This window comes from Oceanobacillus sp. Castelsardo (genome assembly GCF_001659985.1).
Taxonomy (GTDB): domain Bacteria; phylum Bacillota; class Bacilli; order Bacillales; family Amphibacillaceae; genus Oceanobacillus.
Genome location: NZ_LYCS01000006.1, coordinates 170,345 through 193,258 on the forward strand (window position 1 = coordinate 170,345; position 22,914 = coordinate 193,258).

The following is a 22,914-nucleotide window of genomic DNA, read 5'->3' on the forward strand; positions in this document are numbered from 1 at the left end:
AGTTTCCTTATACTACGAAAAATATATTATCAGGGGGGGTCCTGTAATGATTAATGAAACAGTACAAGAAAAACCCCTTGAGCAGATGATCATTTCTGCGCAAAATGGAGATACAGCTATACATAATTATCTATTGAAAACGTATCAACCATTTGTAGCCAAATGTGTTTCGGAGGTTTGTAAAAGATATATCAATCCTCAACATGACGATGAATTTAGTATAGGATTAACCGCTTTTAATGATGCGATTTTCTCCTATTCAGTTGATAAAGGTAGTTCCTTTTTAAACTTCGCGAACATTGTCATAAAGCGGAAAGTAATTGATTATATCCGTTACAGTCAAAAGGGCGTCAAAACGGTTTCTATGGATGAAAATTTTGAAGAAGACCAATTGGAAAATCCGACCGAAATTCGTATTGCCAAAGAACATTATCAAGAAAAAGAAAATACGGCTATGTTAAGGGATGAAATTGAAGAATTTAAGAAAAAGCTCTCGGAATACAAATTAAGTCTTATTGAGTTAACAGAGGTTTCTCCAAAACATAGAGATGCAAGGGAATCTGCTGTTCGAACGGCACGTATTTTATACACAGATAAAGAATTACGAGAATATGTTTGGAAAAAGAAAAAGTTGCCAATTAAAAGGCTTTCCCAACAGGTGGATGTAAGTAAAAAAACATTAGAACGTAACCGAAAATTCATTTTGGCCATTTTTATTGTTTTAAGTGAAGATTTTATATATTTGAAGGACTATCTTAAGGGTGTGGGTCTGTGAAAAAAGGAATTATACTCGAACAACATCGAAAATATACTATCTTAATGACAAAAGACGGGGCTTTTGAAAAAGGAAAAGTTTTTATAAAGGATGCAAAAATAGGGGAAGAAGTAGCATTCAAGCCAATTCGCCAAAAAAAGTTCTTATTTTTATCAAAACATAATAAAAGGCATTTTCCTGCTAGAATATTAACGATTGCATGTATCATACTGATCTGTTTTCTTCCCTTTTATTTTTTTCCAAATGATAAAACATATGCCTACGTTACAATCGATATAAACCCTAGTATCGAATTAGAGGTAGATGAAAATTATACCGTTCGCAATATACGTGCAATGAACAACGATGCATATGAAATAATGGAAGAATTAACGGATTATTTAAACGAAAATTTGGAAATAGTCATCCAAATGATAATGAATACTAGTGAAAAAAATGGATTAATCAACGATGAGAAAAATATTTTAATTGGAATAAGCTATATAAATGGTGAAAAAACGGACGAACGAAAGATATTAAAGGAAATTGAAAGTCATTTTGGGCAAAATAAACCTGATTGGAATCTTGCAGCTTTTAATGTTCCGAAAGATATTCGTGATTTGGCGAATGAACAAGAGACATCAATGAATAAAGTAATGGCTAAGCAATTAATTATCGACCAGGAACCAAAATCCATTCAGATTCTTCAAAATGATGATATTCTTGATATTTCAGAAGTAGAAATTATTGATACTTTCTTTAAAACTACAGATACCTCTGAAGAGAAAGCAATGGAAGAAGATACTGCAAAAGAAGAGGTACCGCAGAAAAATCATGAAAAAGAAATCGAAAGTGACCTAAATATTGAAGATGAAGTGAAAGGTGAAGTCAATTCTTCTGATTCATCACAGGAATCTGAAGTTGAAGAACAAGCAGAAACAAACGAGGATAACGAAGAAATTCCAATTATTAACGAACCATCAAAAGATGCCCCACATCCAAGTGATTTAAAAGGTAAAAATGGCGAAATTAATTCAAACGGAAATAATATAAAAAAGAATAAGGATCATCATCCTAATCATAAAAAGGACGATGATAAAGAGAAAGATGAAAATCATCCAAGCAATAATAAAGGAAACAATGGAAATAATGAATAAACATAAAAGGAAAAGCAAAAATGCTTTTCCTTTCTTATATTTCCATTGTCACAGTAGGTGTTTGTTTCATTGCATGGTCTAAATAATAAAGAAGGTTATCATGAGATTCCATTATCTTCTGCTGATCAAGGGAATAACGGAATGAATGGAGAAAATGCTGAATTTTTTTTGAAAGCATATCATCCTTTGTTCGTACCATTAATACAAGTAAGTCATCCCATTGTCCCCATAGCGTGTAATATAAGGCTTTATCATAATCAGGCACCATTCTACCCCTCCTTAAAATTCAGGGTTATTACTATCATGCCCTCATATAGCGTAACATGTGTATTTAGATTATGGATGGATTACCAGAAAAAGTATCAACATTCATCGCATATTGTTCTCCTGCTGAATCATACTATGATTGATTCATAATCAAAAGGAGGAAAATAATTTGAAGAAAAAGCTCTTATCTGGTGCAATTGTAGTAACAATGGCTTTAGTGGGATGTCAAGCTGCAGATGAAGGAGCTGCTCCAAATGGTAATATGGATCAGCCTAGGGTTGGGAATAACACTGGTGATGGAATGACCAACGTTCGTAACAACACATTAGAACGTGATGCGGACCGTTTCCAAAACCGTGATGGGAGATACTTTAACAATAACGATTTATTTGACTCCATGAACAACAATGGTAACAATCGAGTTGGAGATCGAAACGATGGGGTTCGTAATAATGGGGATCGAAACAACGGCGTTCGTAATGTCGGTGATCGACAAAATACTCATTATGAAGTATCAAAAGAAGCGGCAAATAAAATTTCCAACAAAGTGAAGGAAATAAATAATGTTTATGTATTAACGACAGATAATAATGCATATGTTGCCGCGGAATTAGATACGGATCGTAATGATCGAAATAACAACCGTAACAACAATGATAATGACATGTTTGACGATCAATTATCAGATAAAGTCAAAAAGGAAATATCAAATATTGTTCGTTCTGTTGACAAAGATATCGACAACGTTTATGTCTCCACAAACCCGGATTTCTTAGATTTAGCAAATAATTACGCAAATGACATTGATCGCGGAGAACCGGTAGAAGGGTTCTTTGATCAAATTGGTCATACGATTGAACGTTTATTCCCGGAAAACCAAAGAAAATAGGTACTTTCTCTTGCAAGCAACCTTATATGGTTGCTTGCTATTTTTTCTATCTTTCCAAAATATGCTAAAATGGATGAAAACATGTATGGAGGTAAAAAGATGAGTGAAAAGGCTTTAAAATATTTAAGAGAACATCAGGAGGTCTTATTATCCAAACTAAATGAGTTTTTATCTATTCCTAGTATTAGTACAGATGGTAAATATAGAGATGATGTAAATAAAGCTTGTGATTTTCTTATTACATATTTAAATGATATCCAATTTGAAAGAGTTGAAAAACAAGAAACGGAAGGGCACCCAATCGTTTATGCCGAATACAATGGCGCGGGTCCTAATGCTCCTACTGTATTGTTTTATGGACATTACGATGTGCAACCGATAGATCCGATTGACAAATGGGATAGTGATCCTTTTAAACCAGAGATTAGAGATGGAAGACTATATGCGCGTGGGGCGAGTGATGATAAAGGACAAGTATTTATGCATCTTGCGGTATTTGAGGCATATATGAATACTGAGGGAAGACTTCCAATTAACGTAAAAGTATGTATTGAAGGAGAAGAAGAAATAGGTAGTGAGAATTTATATGAAATTTTAAAAAGCAAAAAGGAACAATTCCAAGCCGATTTTGCCGTAATTTCAGATTCAGGGATGGTAGCCAAAAATCAACCTACTATTTTATACGGGTTAAAAGGGTTTACTGGAATTGAAATAACAGTAACAGGACCGGACCATGATCTTCACTCAGGTATGTATGGTGGTGCAGTAAGAAATCCTATAATGGCATTAAGTCATATTTTATCCACCATGAAAAATGAAGAGGAAATAATTACGATTGATGGTTTTTACGATGATGTTGAGCCGCTAACGGATGGGGAGAGAAAGTTAATTGCTGATGTGCCAAGTGAAGACTATGTGAAGGCGACAGGGATACCGGAAACAGTTTCGGAAAAAGGATATACAGCTAAAGAGCATACGATGGGACGACCAACCTTTGAAATTAATGGGATATATGGTGGGTATCAAGGGGAAGGAACCAAGACAATTATCCCTTCATCTGCTACAGCAAAAATTACCTGTCGATTAGTTCCCGGACAGGACCCAGAAAAAATTCAACAATTATTAGAACAACATGTCCATCGTGTAGCGCCAAAAGGTGTCTTAGTAGAAGTGAAAAAAGAAAAATTATCAGCTAAGGCATATAAAGTAGAGCCAACGCACCCTCTAATTAAAAAAGCTGCAGAAAGTTATACAAAAGCTTTTGGTAAAGAGACTGTCTATATTCGCATGGGTGGTTCTATTCCAGTTGTGGAGTGGATAGAGGCTGTTTATCAAATTCCAATAGTGTTATTAGGGTTTGGAACCCCTGAAGATAGATTACATTCACCAAATGAAAGTTTTCCTATGGATAGTTTTGAAAAAGGTATGGAAACTTTAGTTTATTATTGGAATAGCGTGAAATCCAACATTTAAATAGGGGAGAGGAGGAAGAATAGTGACGAAATACGCCATTATTACTGGTGATTCAAGAGGTCTAGGGGAAAGTCTAGCTAAGTTGTTTTTAGAATCCGGTGTTAACGTTATTGGGTTATCAAGAACGAATAATCACCAATTACCAAACATTGCGGAAGAAAACAATCAAATTTACAAACATTTTAATTGTAATTTAAGCAATCCCGACGAGGTAGAAGACACTTTTGAGCAAATAAAAAGTATTGTTTTTACACCGGAATTAACGACGACTTTTCTTATTAATAACGCAGCTGCCGTAGAACCGATGGATCATGCAATGAATATTAAAAAGGAAGATTTAGTTAATCATATCCATGTCAATATGATAGCCCCTATGTTATTAACGAATTGCTTCTTAAATGAGGCGAATCAACATGAACATGTACAAGCTATAGCAGTTGAAGTTACTTCTGGAGCAGGAAAACGACCAATTTTTGGCTGGAGTACGTATTGTTCTACTAAAGCAGGTATTAATCTATACACAGAAACAGTAGCCCTAGAACAAGAGGAATTGAATACTGGAAATAAAGTAATTGCATTTAATCCAGGAGTTATGGATACAAAAATGCAGGAAACTATTCGTTCAATGGATAAAGCTGCCTTTACAGATGTAGAACGTTATCAAAAATTAAAAGAGGAAAACCAATTAAACAGTCCCATTAACGTGGCTAGTGTTTTGATTGATATTTTAAACGATGAAGATGTCGTTAATGGGCAATTGTATAATATTACAGATTATCTTTAATTTTGTTGCATTATGTGGGTAAGTAGTTCAATTAAGGCATTCGCCCAAATGCCTGGCAAAGGCCAAGCTTTGAATAAGGGTGACTAAGTTTAAGGTGTGTCAAAACCCCACCTTAACCAGGTCTTCTTTATAAAAAAATCATTCCCATTTTGAAGTCCGATTGAATATAGTAAATTAGCCTTTAAAAGAGGGAGGGAAAGTTATGAGTAAAGAATTTTCTGGAGGCTTCGGTTCAGGCTTCGCGCTATTAGTCGTTCTATTTATCCTTCTAATTATTATTGGTACTTCCTATACAGGAGGATACGGATATTAAGAAAAAATGCAGTGGGAAGCCCACTGCATTTTTAAATAAACATTAACCAAATAAGGTAAACTTATAAAATCTGCAAGAAGTTTAACTTTATGTTAAAATTTATCTACGCGGCGTTACTAAAACTCCACCTGAACCAAGTCTTCATGAAGTATTGTAGAGTAAAGTGTTGATATAGATGCAGGGATTATGCAAAAGAAAGGAAGAAGAATAGTTGATTACTCGTAAAAGTAAACGTGAAATTGAAAAAATGCAAGTAGCAGGCGATTTGCTTGTTAAAACACATAAAGAAATAGCAAAAATGATTAAACCTGGTATTACAACAATGGAAATAGATGCTTTTGTAGAAGATTTTCTTACAAAAAATGGAGCAATTCCAGAACAAAAAGGGTATAATGGCTACCAATATGCAACATGTGCTTCTATCAACGATGAAATATGTCACGGGTTTCCTCGAGACGAGAAACTTAAAGATGGAGATATCGTGACCATTGATATGGTTGTGAATGTTGATGGAGGATTGGCAGATTCTGCTTGGACATACGCAGTAGGAAACGTAGATGAAAAAGGGAAACATTTAATGGATGTAACGAAAGAATCCCTTTATAAAGGAATTGAACAGGCACAAGTTGGAAAACGCATTGGTGATATTGGTCATGCTATTCAAACTTTTGCAGAAGCAGAAGGTTTTTCTGTTGTACGTGATTTCACCGGGCACGGAATTGGTCCTAGCCTTCATGAAGATCCGCATATTCCCCATTTTGGTTTGCCAAATAAAGGGTTGCGCTTAAAAGAAGGAATGGTAATAACAATTGAGCCAATGATTAACGAAGGGGATTGGCGCAGTGAAATGGATTCGAACGGTTGGACAGCGAGAACAGTAGATAAAGGCCGTTCAGCACAGTATGAACATACAATTGTCATTACAAAAGATGGTCCACTAGTAATAACAGAACAAGAAGAAAACTAGGTATTGGCTTTTACGTCTTTACGAAGGAGAAAGTTTTCTATCTTCAACTAATAATATAAATTTACATTCAACGTCCAGAAAATGCAAAATTACATGTCGCATCTTCTGGGCGTTTTTATGTATATAGGAGGAGAGATTTTATGAGAGTTGTTTCCATTTGTCCAAGTAATACGGAGATTGTTGCTTACTTAAATTTAACTAAATTTTTAGTAGGGGTGGATAACTATTCGGATTGGCCAGTAGCTGTTCAAAATTTACCACAGGTTGGTCCAGACCTTTCTATCAATATGGATAAAGTAGAAGAATTAAAACCTGATCTTGTACTTGCATCTTTAAGTGTGCCTGGGATGGAGAAGAATATTGAAGCATTGGATGAAAGGAAGATACCATATATAATTTTAAATCCAAATTCACTCCAAGAAATTGCACAGGATATTCAAACAGTAGGGGAAGTACTTGGGTTTAGGGAATTAGGAGAAGAAAGGGCTACACAATTCTTAGGAGAAATAGAAGAAATTAGAAATTCATTTCAATCAAAAACGGATAAACCTAGATTATATTGGGAATGGTGGCCAAAGCCAATTTTTACTCCAGGTGGATTAAACTGGTTGACAGAAATAAGTGAAATTGCTGGGGGAGAGAATATTTTCTCATCGGAAAAAGTCGCAAGTTTTCAAACGGATTGGGACGATGTAAAAGAACGAAATCCAGATCATATTTGTATGGTTTGGGTAGGAGTGAAGGAGGAAAAAATGCGCCCCGAATTAGTGATGAAAAGACCGGGATGGAGTGAGATGCCAGTTATAAAAAATAAAAAAATTCATGTTTTAGAAGAATCTCTATATTGCAGACCATCCCCAAGATTATTGGATGGGTTAAGAAAACTAGTTTCAATTATACATGAATAAATGGGGAGCTCTTGATAAGTAGTTCTCTAAGCTAGGTGATGAGTGACGGAGCGCGGAGGGGAAATTTTCATTCCGCTACTCATGGAGGTAATGAGTGACGGAGCGCGGAGAGAAAATGTTCATTCCGCTACTCATCAAGGTAATGAGTAACGGAGCGCGGAGAAAAAATGTTCATTCCGCTACTCATCGAGGTGATGAGTGACGGAGCGTGGAGAAAAAATGTTCATTCCGCTACTCATCGAGGTGATGAGTGACGGAGCATGGAGGAGAAATTTTCATTCCGCTACTCATGGAGGTAATGAGTGACGGAGCGTGGAGAAAAAATGTTCATTCCGCTACTCATGGAGGTAATGAGTGACGGAGCGTGGAGAAAAAATGTTCATTCCGCTACTCATCGGGGTAAGAGTGACGCAATGCAGAAGGTTGTCATGCGAATACTCATTAATGCAATCTATCCTGTGAATTTCGTTTTTTCTAATAGAGAATAGCTACTATTCAATTGTACAGATTTTCTAATGTTTACTGTTTAATCAAATAATTGTATAATAAACTTTAAAAATTATAGCACTTTTCGGTAAATGATTTGGGGGGAACAACGTGACATCGAAGTTGGAAACTGAAATACAGCCTAATGTAGAAAGAAATAGTGGACAATTACAAATGCTTCAGCGAGGGGTAATGACAGGTATTCCCATCATGTTAGGTTATATACCAATAGCATTGACGTTTGGAGTACTTGCAAAGCAAGCTGGTATGTCTTTAGTTGAATTAACAGCAATGAGTTTATTTGTCTTTGCAGGGGCGGCACAATTTATGGGAGCAAATATGCTTGCGGTCGGGACAGGTGCAGTTGAAATAATTATAGCGACCTTTGTACTGAATTTTCGTCACTTCGTCATGAGTCTTTCATTTATGAACCAATTACGAAGGATAGCTTTAAAATCGAAGTTACCCCTTTCTCTTGGTTTAACAGATGAAACATTCGCTGTATCAGCACTCCATTCTGATGAGGCAAAAAAAGAACATGGTGCCTTTTTTTATGGAGGTATTATATTAGTTGCCTATCTTTCTTGGGTTTTTGGTTCCTTGTTAGGTGGAATTCTTGGAGATATCATACCTCAAAGTTTGAGTCAAAGTATGGGGATTGCTTTATATGCAATGTTTATTGGATTATTAGTTCCTTCCGTTAAAAAGAATTTACGTATCGGACTTATTGCTATTTTCGCAATGTTAATTAATGCTATTTGTGTTCAACTTGGATTAAGTACGGGTTGGGCCATCGTTATTGGTACCGTACTTGGTGGGATCAGTGGAATTTATTTGTTAGGGGAGAAGGAAAAATGAACCATTTTCTAATTATTTTAGGGATGTCACTTGTAACAATGTTTCCAAGAATGATACCGGCATTCGTTGTGGAAAAAATACAATTCCGTCCATGGGTTAATCGTTGGCTAAATGCTATTCCATATGCAGCATTGGGTGCTTTGATTTTCCCTGGTATTATGACAGTTATTCCTGAACAACCAATTATTGGTCTTATTGGTGGAGTTGTTGCAATAATATTAGCATCACTAGGACTAAATGTAGTCCTAGTTGTTATAGGTGCTATTTTCACTGTGTTTTTATGGACGTTATAATGTTGAAAAAATAGGCTGTTTCTAAAAAAAACAGCCTATTTAAAGTATGGTTCAATATGAATATGCACATGAGTTATTTTATGTTGTTCATATAAGTAATTCTCTATATTTTCGGTTATACGATGGCTTTGGATAACGTTTAAATTGGGATCGACCAATACGGTCACATCCAAAAGGGACTGGTTTCCGTGAATTCTACCTTTTACATCAACCACTTCTTTTACTTCTTCCACTTTTTCAATACTAGATTGAATTTCTTTTAATTTGTCCTCTTCAAATCCATCTGTAAGAGTATGAGTTGCCTCTTTAAAAATATCCAAAGCTGTTTTACAAATAATGATTCCTACTACAAAGCCTGCAAGTGGGTCAAGCCAAAATAGCCCAAATTGCGCACCAATAATACCTATAAAAGCTCCAATACTTACTAAAGCATCTGACTTATTATCTTGTGCAGCTGCATTCAATGAGTTACTTTCTATTTTTTTAGCAAGTTTAATATTGTAACGGTAAACAAAAAACATGACAATTGCTGCACCTAGAGCAGTCCAAGCAGTTAATAAATTAGGTGCTTCTGACATTTGATTACCTATGATTTTTTGGAAAGTGTCAAAAATAACCTGTATTCCGATAAACGCCATGATAAACGCCGCAAATAATGAGGCAATCGTTTCAACTCGATAATGACCATAAGGATGATCTTCGTCTGGTGGTTTGCGGGAAATTTTTAATCCAACTAAAACAGCTATGGATGCTATAACATCCGTTGCATTATTTAATCCATCTGCACGTAAAGCATCAGAGTTACCAACATAAGCAATAAGCAATTTTATAATGGATAGAGTAACATAAGCTATAATGCTTATCCATGCCCCTTTTTCGGCCTGCTTTAGGCTATCTGAGTAATTCATCTTATTTCCTCCGCTATATTGTTACTTAAATTCTCTCATATGTAGATTTTATAGTCTAAAGAAAGGTTAAGGTATGTAAGAAGTTTAATTATTATGATTACAGGGTATATAATGAATACCTACTTATTATGATTCAAAAGTCAGCATGTATTTGTGAAAATAATTATTGAGATTTTTCTGTAAATTCATTATAATAGTAAAAAGGTTAAGGGGGAGATCTCTTGAAAAAACAAAAAGTAATTTACCACTTTCGTCGCTATACGGGTATGGAACTTTACGCAAGAAAAGAAATCCCTTATGAGTTTGGTTTAAATGCGCAGTTAATGTTGGATGAGATTTGCTTTAACTGGAATAAACGAAAAATATTGGACAAGATTGATCATTCCATTGAAACGGATAACAAAGAAGAATTTTTAAAATATAGTCAAGCGTATAAAGATTACGTTTGGGAGTAGAATTATGAAGCCTTGCCATATTTGGTGAGGCTTTTAATAATATCTAACTGTTCTTGATTCTATTGGTTTTCAAGAGTAGGGTTAAATAAGGCAATTTTATGACCCTTTCTAAAAATAAACCTTATCCCGGTGTATTTAGTATTCTATTTGTTACGAAATTTGTTACAATATAGGTGATATTAGAAGTTACATAGGGGAGGAATTACAGGATGGAATATCGTGTGGAAAGAGATACAATAGGGGAAATTAATGTACCAGCAGACAAATTCTGGGGTGCGCAAACACAACGAAGTAAACAGAACTTTCCAATTGGAAATGAACTCATGCCAAAAGAAGTGATTCGTGCATTTGCAATTTTGAAGAAAAGTGCTGCGAAAGCAAATAGTGATTTAGGCTTAATGGATAGTAAGAAGGCCGAAGCGATTGCTTATGCAGCAGATCAAATTATTAAAGGGGAAATTGACAATCACTTCCCGTTAGTTGTATGGCAAACTGGTAGTGGTACACAATCCAATATGAACGTTAATGAAGTAATCGCGCATGTTGGGAATAAGTGGCTATTAGAAAATGGTAGCGATTTAAAACTTCACCCTAATGATGATGTAAATAAATCACAAAGTTCTAATGATACATACCCAACAGCTATGCACGTTGCTTTTGTATTAAAATTAGAAGATGAAGTACTTCCTGCGGTTAAAGCACTAAAAGATACTTTTAAAGATAAAATGGATGCGTTTTCTGATATCGTAAAAATTGGACGAACCCATCTTCAAGATGCTACACCACTTACATTAGGCCAAGAAATTAGTGGATGGCATCGCATGCTTGAAAAATCAGAAATGATGATCAAGGAAAGTGTACAACATGTTAAAGAATTGGCAATTGGAGGAACAGCCGTTGGTACTGGGCTTAATGCGCATCCTGAGTTTTCAGAACGTGTGTGTCAAGCAATTAGTGAATTTACTGGAAAAGCATTTGTTTCCGCGCCAAACAAGTTTCATTCTTTAACTAGTCATGATGAATCTGTATATGCTCATGGTGCACTAAAAGGTCTTGCAGCGGACATGATGAAAATTGCTAATGATGTTCGTTGGTTGGCAAGTGGTCCACGCTGTGGAATTGGGGAAATTACAATCCCAGCGAATGAACCAGGAAGCTCTATTATGCCTGGTAAAGTTAATCCAACTCAAAGTGAAGCAGTCACAATGGTAGCTGCACAAGTAATGGGTAATGATGCTACAATTGGTTTCGCAGCAAGTCAAGGTAACTTTGAATTAAATGTATTCAAGCCGGTCATTGCTTATAACTTCTTACAATCTTGTCAATTACTAGCGGATAGTATTCTTTCATTTGACGAGCGTTGTGCACAAGGAATCGAACCGAACTATGAACAAATTGAAAAGAATTTAAATGATTCCTTGATGCTAGTAACTGCATTGAATCCACATATTGGATATGAGAATGCAGCGAAAATTGCTAAAACAGCATTTAATGAAAATTCAACATTAAAAGAGACTGCTGTTAAACTAGGTTTGCTTACAGCGGAAGAATTTGATGAATATGTAAAACCGGAAGAAATGACACATCCTAAATAAAGAAGAAATAAAACGCTTGGAGTAAAAAGTAATATTCCAAGCGTTTTTCATTTTCATTTGTACTAGTTGATTAGAGAAGAAGAATAAAGGTAAAGTTATTCCGTTAAAAATGGGTAATTTTTAAATTTTACCATTGAAATGGAATAATATCTACAATTTACCAGTGAAAGTTTGTAATAAGATTTATATAAATAACAGACAATAGAAATACAACAAACAAGGAGGTGAGATAACATGGCAAACAACAACAGCAACAACTCAAACCAATTATTAGTTCCCGGAGTTGAGCAAGCTCTTAACCAAATGAAAGTGGAAATCGCTTCTGAATTTGGTGTGAACTTAGGTGCAGACACTACTTCTCGTGCTAACGGTTCAGTTGGTGGAGAAATTACAAAACGTCTTGTACAAACAGCTCAACAACAATTAAATGGAAGACAATAATTTAATATAAAAATGGCATAAGAGGAAAGCTTAAGCTTTCCTCTTTTCTACGTGAAAAAGTCGAGCGCAAATGTACTCGACTTTTTTAGATTGGGCCTTATTTAATACGAATCTCTGTTTCAGCGTCAAAGAAATGTACGTGGTTCATATCAAATGCTAGTTCAACTTGATCTCCGCCATTAATATCGGAACGTGAATCTACACGAGCAACAAATTCTTGACCTGCAACTGAAGAATATAGATAGGATTCAGCCCCCATTAGCTCAGATACATCAATTTTAACATTGAGTTTTGTTTCAGGTGTAGCAGAAATAAATGCCGGCTCATCATGAATATCTTCCGGACGCATTCCTAAAATAACGTCTTTATTTACATAACCTTGGTCACGTAACGATTTCATTCTGCCTTCTGGAACTTTAATTTTAACATCATCCATTTCAAAATAACCATCTGTAAGTTTACCGTGAAAGAAGTTCATTGCTGGTGATCCGATAAATCCAGCAACAAAGACATTTTCAGGAAGATCATAAACTTCTTTTGGTGAACCGATTTGCTGGATTATCCCGTCTTTCATAACCACCAGACGTGTAGCCATCGTCATCGCTTCTGTTTGGTCATGTGTTACATAAATTGTAGTTGTTTGTAGTCTTTGGTGTAGTTTTTGAATCTCGGCACGCATTTGAACACGAAGTTTGGCATCAAGGTTTGATAAAGGCTCGTCCATTAAGAACACTTTGGCATCACGTACGATTGCGCGACCAAGGGCAACACGTTGACGTTGACCACCTGAAAGGGCCTTCGGTTTGCGGTCTAAATAAGCTTCAAGACCTAAAATTTTAGCCGCATTATTCACACGTTTATTAATTTCTTCTTTGCTAAATTTACGTAGTTTTAACCCAAATGCCATATTGTCGAATACAGTCATATGTGGATACAGAGCATAGTTTTGGAATACCATCGCAATATCACGATCTTTAGGAGCGACATCGTTCATACGTTTACCATCAATATAGAAATCCCCACCTGAAATTTCCTCTAATCCAGCAACCATACGAAGCGTAGTAGATTTACCACAACCAGAAGGCCCTACAAAGACAATAAATTCTTTATCCTTGATATGCAGATTGAAGTCCTTTACAGCGATTACTTCTTTATCATATTTTTTTTGTATATGTTCTAATTTTAATTCAGCCATTTTTATTCCCTCCATTTAATGTAAGCGGTTAATTATATTGTATGTTTTAAGGAGAATTCTGAAAATGGTAAGCGTGCACAAAGAATGGATTAATTCTTGTGCACCATAGACAATATCGTTAAATATACAGCCATTGCGCCATTAAATTGCCTAACATCTATTCCTGTTTTATCAATAAATTTATCTAGTCGATATTGTAAACTATTCCGATGTAAATGTAGTTTTTTAGCAGCTGTAGTTACATTTTGATTACTTAAAATAAATACCTTAATAGAATGAAGTAAATCATGATCTTCAGCTAATTCTCCTAATACAATATCTTTTGTTTTTTGTAAAAATTCCTTTTCTGCTTGGTGAACAAAAAGATAGGAAATCACATCAACATAGGTAACAACTGCTTGATCCGCATAATGAAATGCAATGTTAGCTTCCTTTATAAAAGTCGTATAAAAATCATTTAATCTTGCCAACGTATTCATATACGGCCCAATGCAAAAACGTATATTAATATATAAGTCACTCATTAATACTTCAATCATTTGTTCATAGGAAATAGGTTCATCCGATATTTCAGGTTTTTCTTCTACGATTACGCCTTGATGATCGTTTTCCCAAATGATTGCTACTGGATTCGTATAAAAATTATGTATCGCTTCTTTAAATAATTGTGGTTCCATTTGATTCGTTTTCGTTGAAAAATAAACAAAACGAAACGTATGAACACTTTCATTACTAAAATTAGTCTGAATTCGTTGATTCCATCTTTGTTCTAATTCTGTTGGCTGAGGAATGGAGATATGGTGTGGTGTAAGAAAGGTTGATAATATTTCCTCATTTTTAGGTGATAGTTCCTTTTTATCAATCCCTATTATTTTATTATCATCTGTTATAAACCAACTATATTTTTCTGGATCATTATTTACTTCATTTTTAAAACATAAAGAAGGAAATATCTTTTTTAGTTCATTTATCATATATAAATCCTCTTTTCTATAATGTACATCTATTTTAACATGGCGGAGGTGATTCACTGAAATCAAATATTGACTTATGGGTATACATAGGAAATCACGTTTGATATAGTGGACTAGAATAAAAATCTAGGAGGGTACGTTTTTGGCTAATATTCATGATAGTGCGTACGATTTAGAAAAGGCAATTCGTGAAAGTGAGGAATTCAATCAATTAAAAAATTCCTTTGAAGCAGTAATGAATAATCCTGAAGCAAAAGTATTATTTGAACGTTTTCGCGATACACAAATGCAATTACAAGAAAAACAAATGCAAGGATTGGATATAACAGAAGAAGAAGTGGAAGAAGCACGTAAAGTTGTAGAAGAAGTACAACAACATAGTGATATTGCTAAATTGATGGAAGATGAGCAAAGACTAAATCTTTTAATTAATGATGTTAGTAGAATTATTACGAAACCATTAGAAGAGCTTTATGGAAATCCAGAACACCAATAAAAAGAAACGACTTCATTGTGAAAAGTGAAGTCGTTTCTTTTTGGTGTCTAGCTCCAGCGCCCAGCGACTAGAGAGACTTCCCTCACCTTCGTACGATAAAGAAGACTTGCCGATTGGTGAAACCAGAGGCTTAGTCGCACTTATACCCTTGCGGTGAAAGTCAACATCGACTTACTCCGTTCGTCGTGTTTCCTTTATCTCCTACGGCTCGGTCCAGTCCGTACGTCGCTAAACGGGCGCTTCCGCTTTTCGATTTATCTATGGAATAAAACTAATTTAGCTTGAGGTGACACACAGCGATGTGTATGTTCACTATAACCTTTTTCTTCTAACTGTTGTTGACCGATTGCTTTTGCTTCTTCATTATTTTGTGCTGTAAAAGTTTCATCTAATAATTTTTCTCCAGATTTGCTGAATACAGTTAACGTATATTCTCCCATTTCATGCTCCCTCCAACTTATCGTATTCTTAATATTATTATAAATCAGAATCAGGAATAATGAAACTGAATTAAAATTGTAAAGCCAACTTGACATACAAATGTTGGTAAAGTATACTTTACGTAAAGCTGATTTTACCATTTGCAGAGGCGGAATGATGATGAAGACATTAATTCGTGAAAAAAGAATAGAAATGGATATGACACAAGAAGAATTATCAAAAAAGTTAAAAGTATCTAGACAAACAATTATTTCATTAGAAAAAGGAAAATATAAACCGTCTTTAATTTTAGCGCACAAGCTAGCCCAAACATTTAACTGTGCGATTGAAGAATTATTTATTTTTGAAGGAGATGAGAATATTGAGTGAATCCTTTATGGAGAATCCTTGGGGGTTAATTGGAATCATTGGTGCAGGGATTATTTTGCTTATTGTGTACTTCATTAATAGGCATATTGGAAAGAAGAAACATTTATTTGATGAAAGGTATCGCCAACAGACCAACCGTATGAAGGCTAGATCATGGGACGCAATGATTGTTATATATATAATTGCATGGAGTATTGTCATTATATTTGATGGTATTTCATTTAGTTTCTTTTTAATAACAGCTCTTTATGTTTCTCATAATATTACCGCAATTATTGCGAATCTATATTTTTTTAACAAAGAATGATCTATTTTTTGTTATAATCATACTGTTACTGTTTTAGGGGGGGATATCGAATGACGTTAGTGTTAAATCAAGTAACAAAAAGATTTGGAAAAGACACAGCAGTTAATCATTTATCGCTAAAGATCCCAGAAAAAGAAATGTTCGGATTTTTAGGTGGAAATGGTGCTGGAAAAACAACAACCTTTCGAATGATTTTAGGTCTTTTGGATATTACGGAAGGAGAAATTTCTTGGAATGGAGAGCCAATTAATTACAGTAAAAGTCATCTTATAGGCTATCTTCCAGAAGAAAGAGGCTTATATCCGAAATTAACGGTTAAAGACCAGATCATTTATTTAGGTAAATTACGAGGGATGAGAAAAAAAGAAATAGTATCGGAGCTTGAAAGTTGGCTAGAACGTTTTAAAGTACCAGAGTATATGAATAAACGAGTAGAAGAACTATCAAAAGGGAATCAGCAAAAGATTCAATTCATCTCAGCAGTAATTCATAAACCCAAATTATTAATTCTAGATGAACCATTCTCTGGGTTGGATCCTGTCAATGTAGAAATGTTGAAACGTGCTGTTATTGATTTGAAGGAACAAGGTACATCTATTGTTTTTTCTTCGCATCGAATGGAACATGTAGAAGAATTATGTGAGCATCTATGTATCTTGCATAAAGGTAATCCTGTTGTTCAAGGTTCATTACGAGACATTAAACGGTCGTTTGGCAAGAAAAACCTTATCATTCATGCAGATTTTGAATTAGATTTTTTGGGTGATGAATCTGGAGTGGTTCAATATAAGAAGGTTGCAGAAGGCTGCGAATTACAAATTGAAAATGAAGATGTATCCCAACAAATTTTTTCTATGTTACAAGGAAAAGGGTTTATTCGTAAATTTGAACTAGAAGAGCCTTCATTAAATGATATTTTCATAGAGAAGGTAGGTGCAAAATATGAGTAAATTCTGGGTAATCCTATCACATACCTATTTATCAAAATTAAAATCTAAAGCCTTTATCATCAGTACGATTATTTCACTTTTATTTGTTGTAGCAGTAGCGAATGTACAGTCCATTATTGATCTTTTTGCAGACGATGAGGTTGAACAGATCGCTGTAATTGATGAATCGAATACGTTATTTGTACCATTATCGACTAATGTAGAAGCGGCTACCGATGATTTTGAGTTGGTAGAGTTTAATGGAACGGAAGAAGAGGGGAAAGAGGCCGTCATCAATGAGGAGTATAAAGCACTTCTAGTTACAACGTTAAATGATAAGAGATTACCTGAAGCATCGTACTATGCAAATGATATTTCGGATTCAGGGAATCAAATACAACTTGAACAGCAAGTGCAACAGTTAAAAATTGCATTAGCTACTGGGTATTCAGGAATTGATGAACAGGAATTAATGGAAATTAATGCACCAGTAACATTTCAAGTAACCGCATTGGATGAAACCGCTAAGACAGAAGAGGAATTGAATCAGGCAAGAGGTATTGTTTATGTGATGCTTTTCCTTTTATATATTACGGTTATGTCTTATGGGCAATTGATTATGACGGATGTTGCCAATGAAAAATCATCACGAGTAATGGAACTCTTAGTCTCTAGTGCTCCAGCAGTTACTCATATGTTCGCAAAGATACTTGGTATTGCGCTGCTTGGACTAACACAGGTCGGTTCCATTATCATTGTAGGATTCATTCTTATTAAATCAAAACAAGAAGAGTATATGGGAGGTATTTTTGAATATTTAGGTTTTCAAGACATTTCCCCAGCAGTTTATATATATGCAATTGTATTCTTCTTGCTCGGATATTTGGTATATGCAACAATAGCTGCCATGCTAGGTTCCTTAGTTAGCCGAGTGGAAGATGCTGGACAAATGATGTTACCACTTATCTTCTTAATTATGATTGCATTCTTTATAGCTATGTTTGGTCTAGAAGCACCGGATTCAACGATTGTCAAGGTTACATCCTTTATCCCTTTCTTCTCACCAATGATTATGTTTATGAGAGTGGGAATGTTGGATATACCAACTTGGGAAGTAATATTGTCAATAGGAATATTAGCGTTATCCATTCTTTTATTTGCTTATATTGGAGCTAAAGTATATAAAGGTGGAGTTCTATTGTATGGACGATCCAGCTCGTTAAAAGATTTCAAAAAAGCATTAGCATTATCTAAAAAAGATTCATAAATTCGTAGGGGAAGGTCCATAGTTGACCTTCTCCTTTTTGCTTGATGAAGGGTGGTTGCCTGTTGTGGGAAGTGATAGAACGTGCATTCTGTTTCTTAGTTTGCTAGAATAAGATGTAAAAAAAGGGGTGGGAAACGATGCAAGAGATATCTTTTATTCATGCGGCTGATTTACATTTGGATAGTCCGTTTAAAGGGCTTGCGCATACACCGGATCATATTTTCCAAGAAATAGTGGAGAGTACCTTTCTAAGTTTAGATAAATTAGTTGCTATTGCCATAAAAAAGGCGGTAGATTTTGTTCTTATTGTTGGAGATTTATTTGATAATGAAAAGCAAAGTTTAAAAGCGCAAATTCGACTTCGTAAAGCTTTTGAAGAATTAAAAAGACATAATATAGAAGTTTATCTATCTTATGGAAATCATGATTTTCTAAATGGGAACCTCCACCCTGTAACATACCCAGATAATGTTCATATTTTCGGAAAGGAAACCGTATCCCATTTTACATATAAAAAGGGAAATGAAACTCTCGCAAATATTTATGGATTTAGTTACGAAAATAGAGCTGTAACAGATAGAAAGGTGAAAGAATTTAAAGTAATCAATCATGATATCCCTTTTCATATCGCAACTCTACACGGAAGTATACAAAATAACACAGAACATGATGTCTATGCTCCTTTTCAACTTTCTGAGTTACAAAAAGAGCCATTTGATTATTGGGGGCTTGGCCATATACATAAACGAGAAGTTTTAAAGGAAAATCCACCTATCGTTTACCCTGGAAATATACAAGGAAGAAATCGAAAAGAAACAGGGCAAAAAGGATGTTACCATGTTGTATTGTCGGGAACGGATTCAAGGTTAACTTTTATTCCATTACATACAATTACATTCCAACCCGTTCAAGTTGATCTTTCTAATTGTGAGAATCTTCACCAAGCAGAAGACCTAATTCAAGAGGCAATAAATAATGATAGGGAAATAACGGGGAAGACCTTGATAGACCTTACTTTAACCGGTGATTCTACTTTGAAACAATGGGAGAATACCAAGCAAATTGAAGATTTAATAGAAATAATAAATGAAATGATTTCCCGTGACGGCCAATGGAAATACATTTTTCACTTTCTTACTAACATTAAGAAAGAAAAAATAGATGTGGATCTTAAAAAAGGGGAGCATTTTTTAGGAGAAGTTATTAGACAAGCGGAAAAGATGGATTTACAAGGAACTATCCAGGATCTGTATTTACACAAGAGAGCAAGAAGATATTTACAATCAGTCTCATCACAAGATCGACATGAAATTAAAGAAGAGGCAAAGGAATTATTATTAAATGAATTGTTAAAGTAAGTGTCATTTTCACCGGACTTTTTGAACAACCTCTTAAAGGAGTGATGTAATGAAATTTACAAAAGCTTATATTCATGGATTCGGTAAATGGGTAAACTTTGACATAAGCTTTTCGGATGGGATTTGTATTTATGGAGAAAATGAATCAGGAAAATCGACTATTTATCATTTTATTCTATTTATGTTATTTGGGTTACCCCCTAAACAAAGGGAGTTTTACCGTCCGAAGTCGGGAGGACAGATTGGTGGAAGATTGACTGTCCTTGATGAGAAAGTTGGTCAGTTCACAATTGAAAGATTAGACAGTTTAAGAAACGGAGCAGCAATATGTTATACCTCTGATGGAATGGAACATGACGAAGATTGGCTTAAAGAACGCTTAATGGGAACAACTTTAGAAACCTATCAATCCATTTTTTCCTTTTCTGCAATGGATTTAAATAAGATTACGAATATGAAAGAAGCTGACCTTGGTGAGGTGCTATTAGGAATTGGATTAACTGGTTCAACGGAGATCCACACATTAGAAAAAAAGTTAGACAACAAATTAGCTGAACTTTTTAAACCATATGGAAAAAAACCGATGATCAACCAGCAATTAGATACATTAGATAAGCAATTTGCCTTACTACAGGAGTATAAAAAGAATGAAGCAACCTATCGTGAAAAGATAATAAATGAATCCCATCTTGAGGACAGACTATGTCGGTTACAGGAAGAATTTCAAGACGAAAAGAAAAATCTATTAAACGTCGAAAAAAAAATACAAGCATTGCCACTTCTAGGAGAATATATTCGATACCACAGTAACTTAAAAAAATATGGACACAATCTTGAATTTCCAGAACATGGTGAAACTCGTCTCGAAGATATAAAATCCAATCTTTTACCATTACAAAGTGAAATGGCTGTTCTAAAGGGAAATGTGGAGAAATACCAAGAGAAACTAGAGCAGTTGCAAAATAAATTATCCAATCAGGAACTATATGAAGAAGCGCAAACATTAATCAAGCTAAAACATGAGTTTTACGATAATAAAAAGGAACTAGAGCGCGCTGAAAACCATATCGATAGTAAAAAGATGGAAATGGAATTGGAATTAAATCGTTTAAATGTTGGTTTAACTTTTGAGCAATTATACAGAATGAATTTTCCGTTTCACATTGAAAAAACATGGATACAAATTAAAAATGATGAAGTAAGTGTAACTTTAGAAAAAGAAAGGATACAAGCAGAAGTTCAACAATTGAAACAAGAAAGAAATTATCTTTATAACCAATTGGAAGAACTAGAAGAACAAATTTTACCAGATGAAAAAGTTTTTGAGTTAAATGAAAAAATAAACGGGTTTCATAAACATAATGTAGTTAGAAGTTTGCAAAATGAAGCGGCACAAAAACAGCAAAATTGGAGAGAAAACAGAGTAAAAAAAGAAAAAAGCATGAATTTTTACCTCATCAGCTCTCTTGTCATTGCAGTAATTTTTTCTATAATAGGGCTAGTTACTGATATAAGGTTCCTCCTCGATATTAGTTTTTTATTATTGTTATTTGGAGTCGGACAATGGATGTGGGGGAGAAAAGGCTTAAAGGAAATGGAAGTTGTTATTCAATCAGAATATCAAACTGATGCGTTTAATGTAATTTCCAAAGAAGAGGTTCAAGATGCAGAAATACAAATCTCTAAACATCATAAATGTGTGACTGATATGGAAAATATTAAAGAGCAATTAAAATCCAATGATATAAAACGTTTAAATTATCGAGACAAAATGAACGTTGTAGAAGACAGATACGAGAAAATTCAACAACAAATAAAGGAACAGTATGAAATCTACCCCTTTTTAAAACATGTTGATACTTCCTATTGGCCAGAATTGTTTCATGCGATGAAACAACTTGTTTCTCAATTTAAAGAGTATACGGAAGTGCTGGAGGATAAAGAAAAACTTCAAGATAAAATAACTCTAGTTAAGTCCACAGTAAATGAATTTGTCCAAGAACAAAATTGGGAAATAGGTGATCTGATAGAACAACAGCTAGGGGCAATTGAATCTTTTATTATGAAACAGCATGAGATATCTCAGCAAATCGAACAATATTCTCAATTACTTAAGGAAAATAAGAAGGAACAGGATGAATTGTTGCTAAGAATAAAGACATATGAAAGGGAAAAATGGATTCTATTTGAATTGGCACAAGTTGAATCAGAGGAATTGTTTTATCGAAAATCAGACCAAGTAAAGGAAAGAAAACTGAATGAGGAAGCGCTAGATAACACATGTATACAATTAGAAAGATTATTTCCCAATGGTCAGTGGAAACCGCTCGTAGATAATATTCAATCGGAAAGTGAACTGGAATGGATAAGGAATGCTACGGAAAATAACATTGAAGAGTTACACTGGAAAATTTCTGAATCGCAAAAGGAACTAGTTACGGTACAAACACAGTTAGAAACAATGGAATCTTCCGAGGAGTATTCCAATAATTTACATCAACTTGAAATGGAACAAGAACAATTAAATAAATTGGCAAGAGAATGGGCAATAATAAAAACAGCAAAAGAACTATTAATCGAAACAAAACGAATATATAAGGAAAAACATTTACATCAAGTGATGGAAGCTACATCAAATTTTTTTAACAGGTTAACAGGAAATAAATACGAAAGAGTATTCGCCCCAATAAATCATAGGTCCTTTCAAGTTGAGGCAAACAACGGTATACGCTACGAGGTTAATGAACTATCCAAAGGAACTATAGATCAACTCTATGTATCATTGAGACTTGCCATTGGAAAAACGATGAGTGAAAGTAATCATTTACCTTTTATAATGGATGACGCATTTTTACACTTTGATTCCTTACGAATTAAACAGGTAATTAATATATTGGAAGATATGTCGAAGTTTCACCAGATTATTTTATTTACATGTAAAGATGAGATAGCCTTAAATATGAGTGAAGTGGAAACTGTTTTTTTGATGGGTGAAAAAGTATAAAACTTCTCACTAAATAAGTACAAAGA

26 protein-coding genes are annotated in these 22,914 nt (G+C 34.5%); 21 read left to right on the forward strand and 5 right to left on the reverse strand.

The window, feature by feature from the left end:
- Positions 1-46 precede the first annotated feature (46 nt).
- Positions 47-775, forward strand: coding sequence for an RNA polymerase sigma-I factor (gene sigI / locus A9178_RS12225; protein WP_068675666.1), 729 nt, complete (start codon positions 47-49; stop codon positions 773-775).
- Positions 772-1,911: an anti-sigma factor domain-containing protein gene (locus A9178_RS12230; RefSeq protein WP_068675668.1), complete on the forward strand. Its 1,140-nt coding sequence runs from the start codon at positions 772-774 to the stop codon at positions 1,909-1,911. Before sigI ends, A9178_RS12230 begins: the two co-directional genes overlap by 4 nt.
- 34 nt (positions 1,912-1,945) lie before the next feature.
- Here A9178_RS12230 and A9178_RS12235 read toward each other — a convergent pair whose 3' ends face one another.
- Positions 1,946-2,179, reverse strand: coding sequence for a YhdB family protein (locus A9178_RS12235; RefSeq protein ID WP_068675670.1), 234 nt, complete (start codon positions 2,177-2,179; stop codon positions 1,946-1,948).
- Between the two features lie 168 nt (positions 2,180-2,347).
- Here A9178_RS12235 and A9178_RS12240 point away from each other — a divergent pair, with 168 nt between their 5' ends.
- The 9 genes from A9178_RS12240 to A9178_RS12275 all read left to right on the forward strand — a co-directional run bounded on the left by A9178_RS12240 (position 2,348) and on the right by A9178_RS12275 (position 9,149).
- Entirely contained in the window at positions 2,348-3,067 is a 720-nt protein-coding gene (locus A9178_RS12240; protein WP_068675672.1) for a YhcN/YlaJ family sporulation lipoprotein, read from the forward strand.
- Between the two features lie 99 nt (positions 3,068-3,166).
- A complete protein-coding gene (locus A9178_RS12245) occupies positions 3,167-4,540 on the forward strand; it encodes a dipeptidase (protein WP_068675674.1) in 1,374 nt (457 codons plus the stop codon).
- 22 nt (positions 4,541-4,562) lie between these two features.
- Complete coding sequence (locus A9178_RS12250) at positions 4,563-5,324, forward strand: (S)-benzoin forming benzil reductase (RefSeq protein WP_068675676.1); 762 nt, start codon at positions 4,563-4,565, stop codon at positions 5,322-5,324.
- Positions 5,325-5,526: 202 nt separating this feature from the next.
- On the forward strand, positions 5,527-5,637 hold the full coding sequence (locus A9178_RS18685) for a YjcZ family sporulation protein (RefSeq protein WP_082918187.1): 111 nt from the start codon (positions 5,527-5,529) through the stop codon (positions 5,635-5,637).
- Positions 5,638-5,848: 211 nt separating this feature from the next.
- The gene (map, locus tag A9178_RS12255; RefSeq protein ID WP_068675678.1) at positions 5,849-6,604 is read left to right on the forward strand and encodes a type I methionyl aminopeptidase; all 756 of its coding nucleotides are present in this window, start codon (positions 5,849-5,851) and stop codon (positions 6,602-6,604) included.
- Positions 6,605-6,744: 140 nt separating this feature from the next.
- Positions 6,745-7,512 (forward strand): cobalamin-binding protein, encoded by a 768-nt coding sequence (locus A9178_RS12260; protein WP_068675680.1) that lies wholly within the window; start codon positions 6,745-6,747, stop codon positions 7,510-7,512.
- 302 nt (positions 7,513-7,814) lie between these two features.
- The gene (locus tag A9178_RS12265; RefSeq protein ID WP_068675682.1) at positions 7,815-8,000 is read left to right on the forward strand and encodes a hypothetical protein; all 186 of its coding nucleotides are present in this window, start codon (positions 7,815-7,817) and stop codon (positions 7,998-8,000) included.
- Positions 8,001-8,172: 172 nt separating this feature from the next.
- On the forward strand, positions 8,173-8,856 hold the full coding sequence (locus tag A9178_RS12270; protein ID WP_068675777.1) for an AzlC family ABC transporter permease: 684 nt from the start codon (positions 8,173-8,175) through the stop codon (positions 8,854-8,856).
- A complete protein-coding gene (locus A9178_RS12275) occupies positions 8,853-9,149 on the forward strand; it encodes an AzlD domain-containing protein (protein WP_068675684.1) in 297 nt (98 codons plus the stop codon). Before A9178_RS12270 ends, A9178_RS12275 begins: the two co-directional genes overlap by 4 nt.
- Positions 9,150-9,184: 35 nt before the next feature.
- On the opposite strand, the gene A9178_RS12280 is transcribed toward A9178_RS12275, so the two are convergent.
- Positions 9,185-10,057: a cation diffusion facilitator family transporter gene (locus A9178_RS12280; protein WP_068675686.1), complete on the reverse strand. Its 873-nt coding sequence runs from the start codon at positions 10,055-10,057 to the stop codon at positions 9,185-9,187.
- Positions 10,058-10,278: 221 nt separating this feature from the next.
- On the opposite strand from A9178_RS12280, the gene A9178_RS12285 reads away from it, so the two are divergent.
- The 3 genes from A9178_RS12285 (at position 10,279) to A9178_RS12295 (ending at position 12,548) form a co-directional block, all read left to right on the forward strand.
- The gene (locus A9178_RS12285) at positions 10,279-10,512 is read left to right on the forward strand and encodes an IDEAL domain-containing protein (RefSeq protein ID WP_068675688.1); all 234 of its coding nucleotides are present in this window, start codon (positions 10,279-10,281) and stop codon (positions 10,510-10,512) included.
- Between the two features lie 209 nt (positions 10,513-10,721).
- Positions 10,722-12,107 (forward strand): class II fumarate hydratase, encoded by a 1,386-nt coding sequence (gene fumC / locus A9178_RS12290; protein ID WP_068675690.1) that lies wholly within the window; start codon positions 10,722-10,724, stop codon positions 12,105-12,107.
- A 234-nt stretch (positions 12,108-12,341) separates the two neighbouring features.
- The gene (locus tag A9178_RS12295) at positions 12,342-12,548 is read left to right on the forward strand and encodes an alpha/beta-type small acid-soluble spore protein (RefSeq protein ID WP_068675692.1); all 207 of its coding nucleotides are present in this window, start codon (positions 12,342-12,344) and stop codon (positions 12,546-12,548) included.
- Between the two features lie 97 nt (positions 12,549-12,645).
- On the opposite strand, the gene A9178_RS12300 is transcribed toward A9178_RS12295, so the two are convergent.
- A complete protein-coding gene (locus A9178_RS12300) occupies positions 12,646-13,743 on the reverse strand; it encodes an ABC transporter ATP-binding protein (protein WP_068675694.1) in 1,098 nt (365 codons plus the stop codon).
- A gap of 89 nt (positions 13,744-13,832) precedes the next feature.
- Entirely contained in the window at positions 13,833-14,717 is an 885-nt protein-coding gene (locus tag A9178_RS12305) for a PucR family transcriptional regulator (protein WP_068675696.1), read from the reverse strand.
- A gap of 142 nt (positions 14,718-14,859) precedes the next feature.
- Here A9178_RS12305 and A9178_RS12310 point away from each other — a divergent pair, with 142 nt between their 5' ends.
- Complete coding sequence (locus tag A9178_RS12310; RefSeq protein WP_068675698.1) at positions 14,860-15,213, forward strand: YlbF/YmcA family competence regulator; 354 nt, start codon at positions 14,860-14,862, stop codon at positions 15,211-15,213.
- A 254-nt stretch (positions 15,214-15,467) separates the two neighbouring features.
- On the opposite strand, the gene A9178_RS12315 is transcribed toward A9178_RS12310, so the two are convergent.
- Entirely contained in the window at positions 15,468-15,653 is a 186-nt protein-coding gene (locus A9178_RS12315) for a YhzD family protein (protein WP_068675700.1), read from the reverse strand.
- 160 nt (positions 15,654-15,813) lie between these two features.
- On the opposite strand from A9178_RS12315, the gene A9178_RS12320 reads away from it, so the two are divergent.
- The 6 genes from A9178_RS12320 (at position 15,814) to A9178_RS12345 (ending at position 22,888) form a co-directional block, all read left to right on the forward strand.
- Positions 15,814-16,023, forward strand: coding sequence for a helix-turn-helix transcriptional regulator (locus tag A9178_RS12320; RefSeq protein ID WP_068675702.1), 210 nt, complete (start codon positions 15,814-15,816; stop codon positions 16,021-16,023).
- Positions 16,016-16,330 carry a DUF3796 domain-containing protein gene (locus A9178_RS12325; protein WP_082918188.1) on the forward strand — a complete coding sequence of 105 codons (315 nt, stop codon included), beginning with the start codon at positions 16,016-16,018 and terminating at the stop codon, positions 16,328-16,330. The genes A9178_RS12320 and A9178_RS12325 overlap by 8 nt, the downstream gene beginning before the upstream one ends.
- 50 nt (positions 16,331-16,380) lie before the next feature.
- Positions 16,381-17,280 (forward strand): ABC transporter ATP-binding protein, encoded by a 900-nt coding sequence (locus A9178_RS12330; RefSeq protein ID WP_068675705.1) that lies wholly within the window; start codon positions 16,381-16,383, stop codon positions 17,278-17,280.
- Positions 17,273-18,526 (forward strand): ABC transporter permease, encoded by a 1,254-nt coding sequence (locus A9178_RS12335; protein WP_068675707.1) that lies wholly within the window; start codon positions 17,273-17,275, stop codon positions 18,524-18,526. Before A9178_RS12330 ends, A9178_RS12335 begins: the two co-directional genes overlap by 8 nt.
- 137 nt (positions 18,527-18,663) lie before the next feature.
- On the forward strand, positions 18,664-19,884 hold the full coding sequence (locus A9178_RS12340; protein ID WP_068675710.1) for a metallophosphoesterase family protein: 1,221 nt from the start codon (positions 18,664-18,666) through the stop codon (positions 19,882-19,884).
- Positions 19,885-19,933: 49 nt separating this feature from the next.
- Positions 19,934-22,888: an ATP-binding protein gene (locus A9178_RS12345; protein WP_068675711.1), complete on the forward strand. Its 2,955-nt coding sequence runs from the start codon at positions 19,934-19,936 to the stop codon at positions 22,886-22,888.
- Positions 22,889-22,914: the final 26 nt, after the last annotated feature.

Bases quoted from the DNA above. Each gene is read 5' to 3' on its own strand.
- sigI (WP_068675666.1), top strand. From the start codon at position 47: ATGATTAATGAAACAGTACAAGAAAAACCCCTTGAGCAGATGATCATT.
- A9178_RS12235 (WP_068675670.1), bottom strand. From the start codon at position 2,179: ATGGTGCCTGATTATGATAAAGCCTTATATTACACGCTATGGGGACAA.
- A9178_RS12245 (WP_068675674.1), top strand. From the start codon at position 3,167: ATGAGTGAAAAGGCTTTAAAATATTTAAGAGAACATCAGGAGGTCTTA.
- A9178_RS18685 (WP_082918187.1), top strand. From the start codon at position 5,527: ATGAGTAAAGAATTTTCTGGAGGCTTCGGTTCAGGCTTCGCGCTATTA.
- A9178_RS12260 (WP_068675680.1), top strand. From the start codon at position 6,745: ATGAGAGTTGTTTCCATTTGTCCAAGTAATACGGAGATTGTTGCTTAC.
- A9178_RS12270 (WP_068675777.1), top strand. From the start codon at position 8,173: ATGCTTCAGCGAGGGGTAATGACAGGTATTCCCATCATGTTAGGTTAT.
- A9178_RS12275 (WP_068675684.1), top strand. From the start codon at position 8,853: ATGAACCATTTTCTAATTATTTTAGGGATGTCACTTGTAACAATGTTT.
- A9178_RS12280 (WP_068675686.1), bottom strand. From the start codon at position 10,057: ATGAATTACTCAGATAGCCTAAAGCAGGCCGAAAAAGGGGCATGGATA.
- fumC (WP_068675690.1), top strand. From the start codon at position 10,722: ATGGAATATCGTGTGGAAAGAGATACAATAGGGGAAATTAATGTACCA.
- A9178_RS12295 (WP_068675692.1), top strand. From the start codon at position 12,342: ATGGCAAACAACAACAGCAACAACTCAAACCAATTATTAGTTCCCGGA.
- A9178_RS12300 (WP_068675694.1), bottom strand. From the start codon at position 13,743: ATGGCTGAATTAAAATTAGAACATATACAAAAAAAATATGATAAAGAA.
- A9178_RS12305 (WP_068675696.1), bottom strand. From the start codon at position 14,717: ATGATAAATGAACTAAAAAAGATATTTCCTTCTTTATGTTTTAAAAAT.
- A9178_RS12315 (WP_068675700.1), bottom strand. From the start codon at position 15,653: ATGGGAGAATATACGTTAACTGTATTCAGCAAATCTGGAGAAAAATTA.
- A9178_RS12320 (WP_068675702.1), top strand. From the start codon at position 15,814: ATGAAGACATTAATTCGTGAAAAAAGAATAGAAATGGATATGACACAA.
- A9178_RS12330 (WP_068675705.1), top strand. From the start codon at position 16,381: ATGACGTTAGTGTTAAATCAAGTAACAAAAAGATTTGGAAAAGACACA.
- A9178_RS12335 (WP_068675707.1), top strand. From the start codon at position 17,273: ATGAGTAAATTCTGGGTAATCCTATCACATACCTATTTATCAAAATTA.
- A9178_RS12340 (WP_068675710.1), top strand. From the start codon at position 18,664: ATGCAAGAGATATCTTTTATTCATGCGGCTGATTTACATTTGGATAGT.
- A9178_RS12345 (WP_068675711.1), top strand. From the start codon at position 19,934: ATGAAATTTACAAAAGCTTATATTCATGGATTCGGTAAATGGGTAAAC.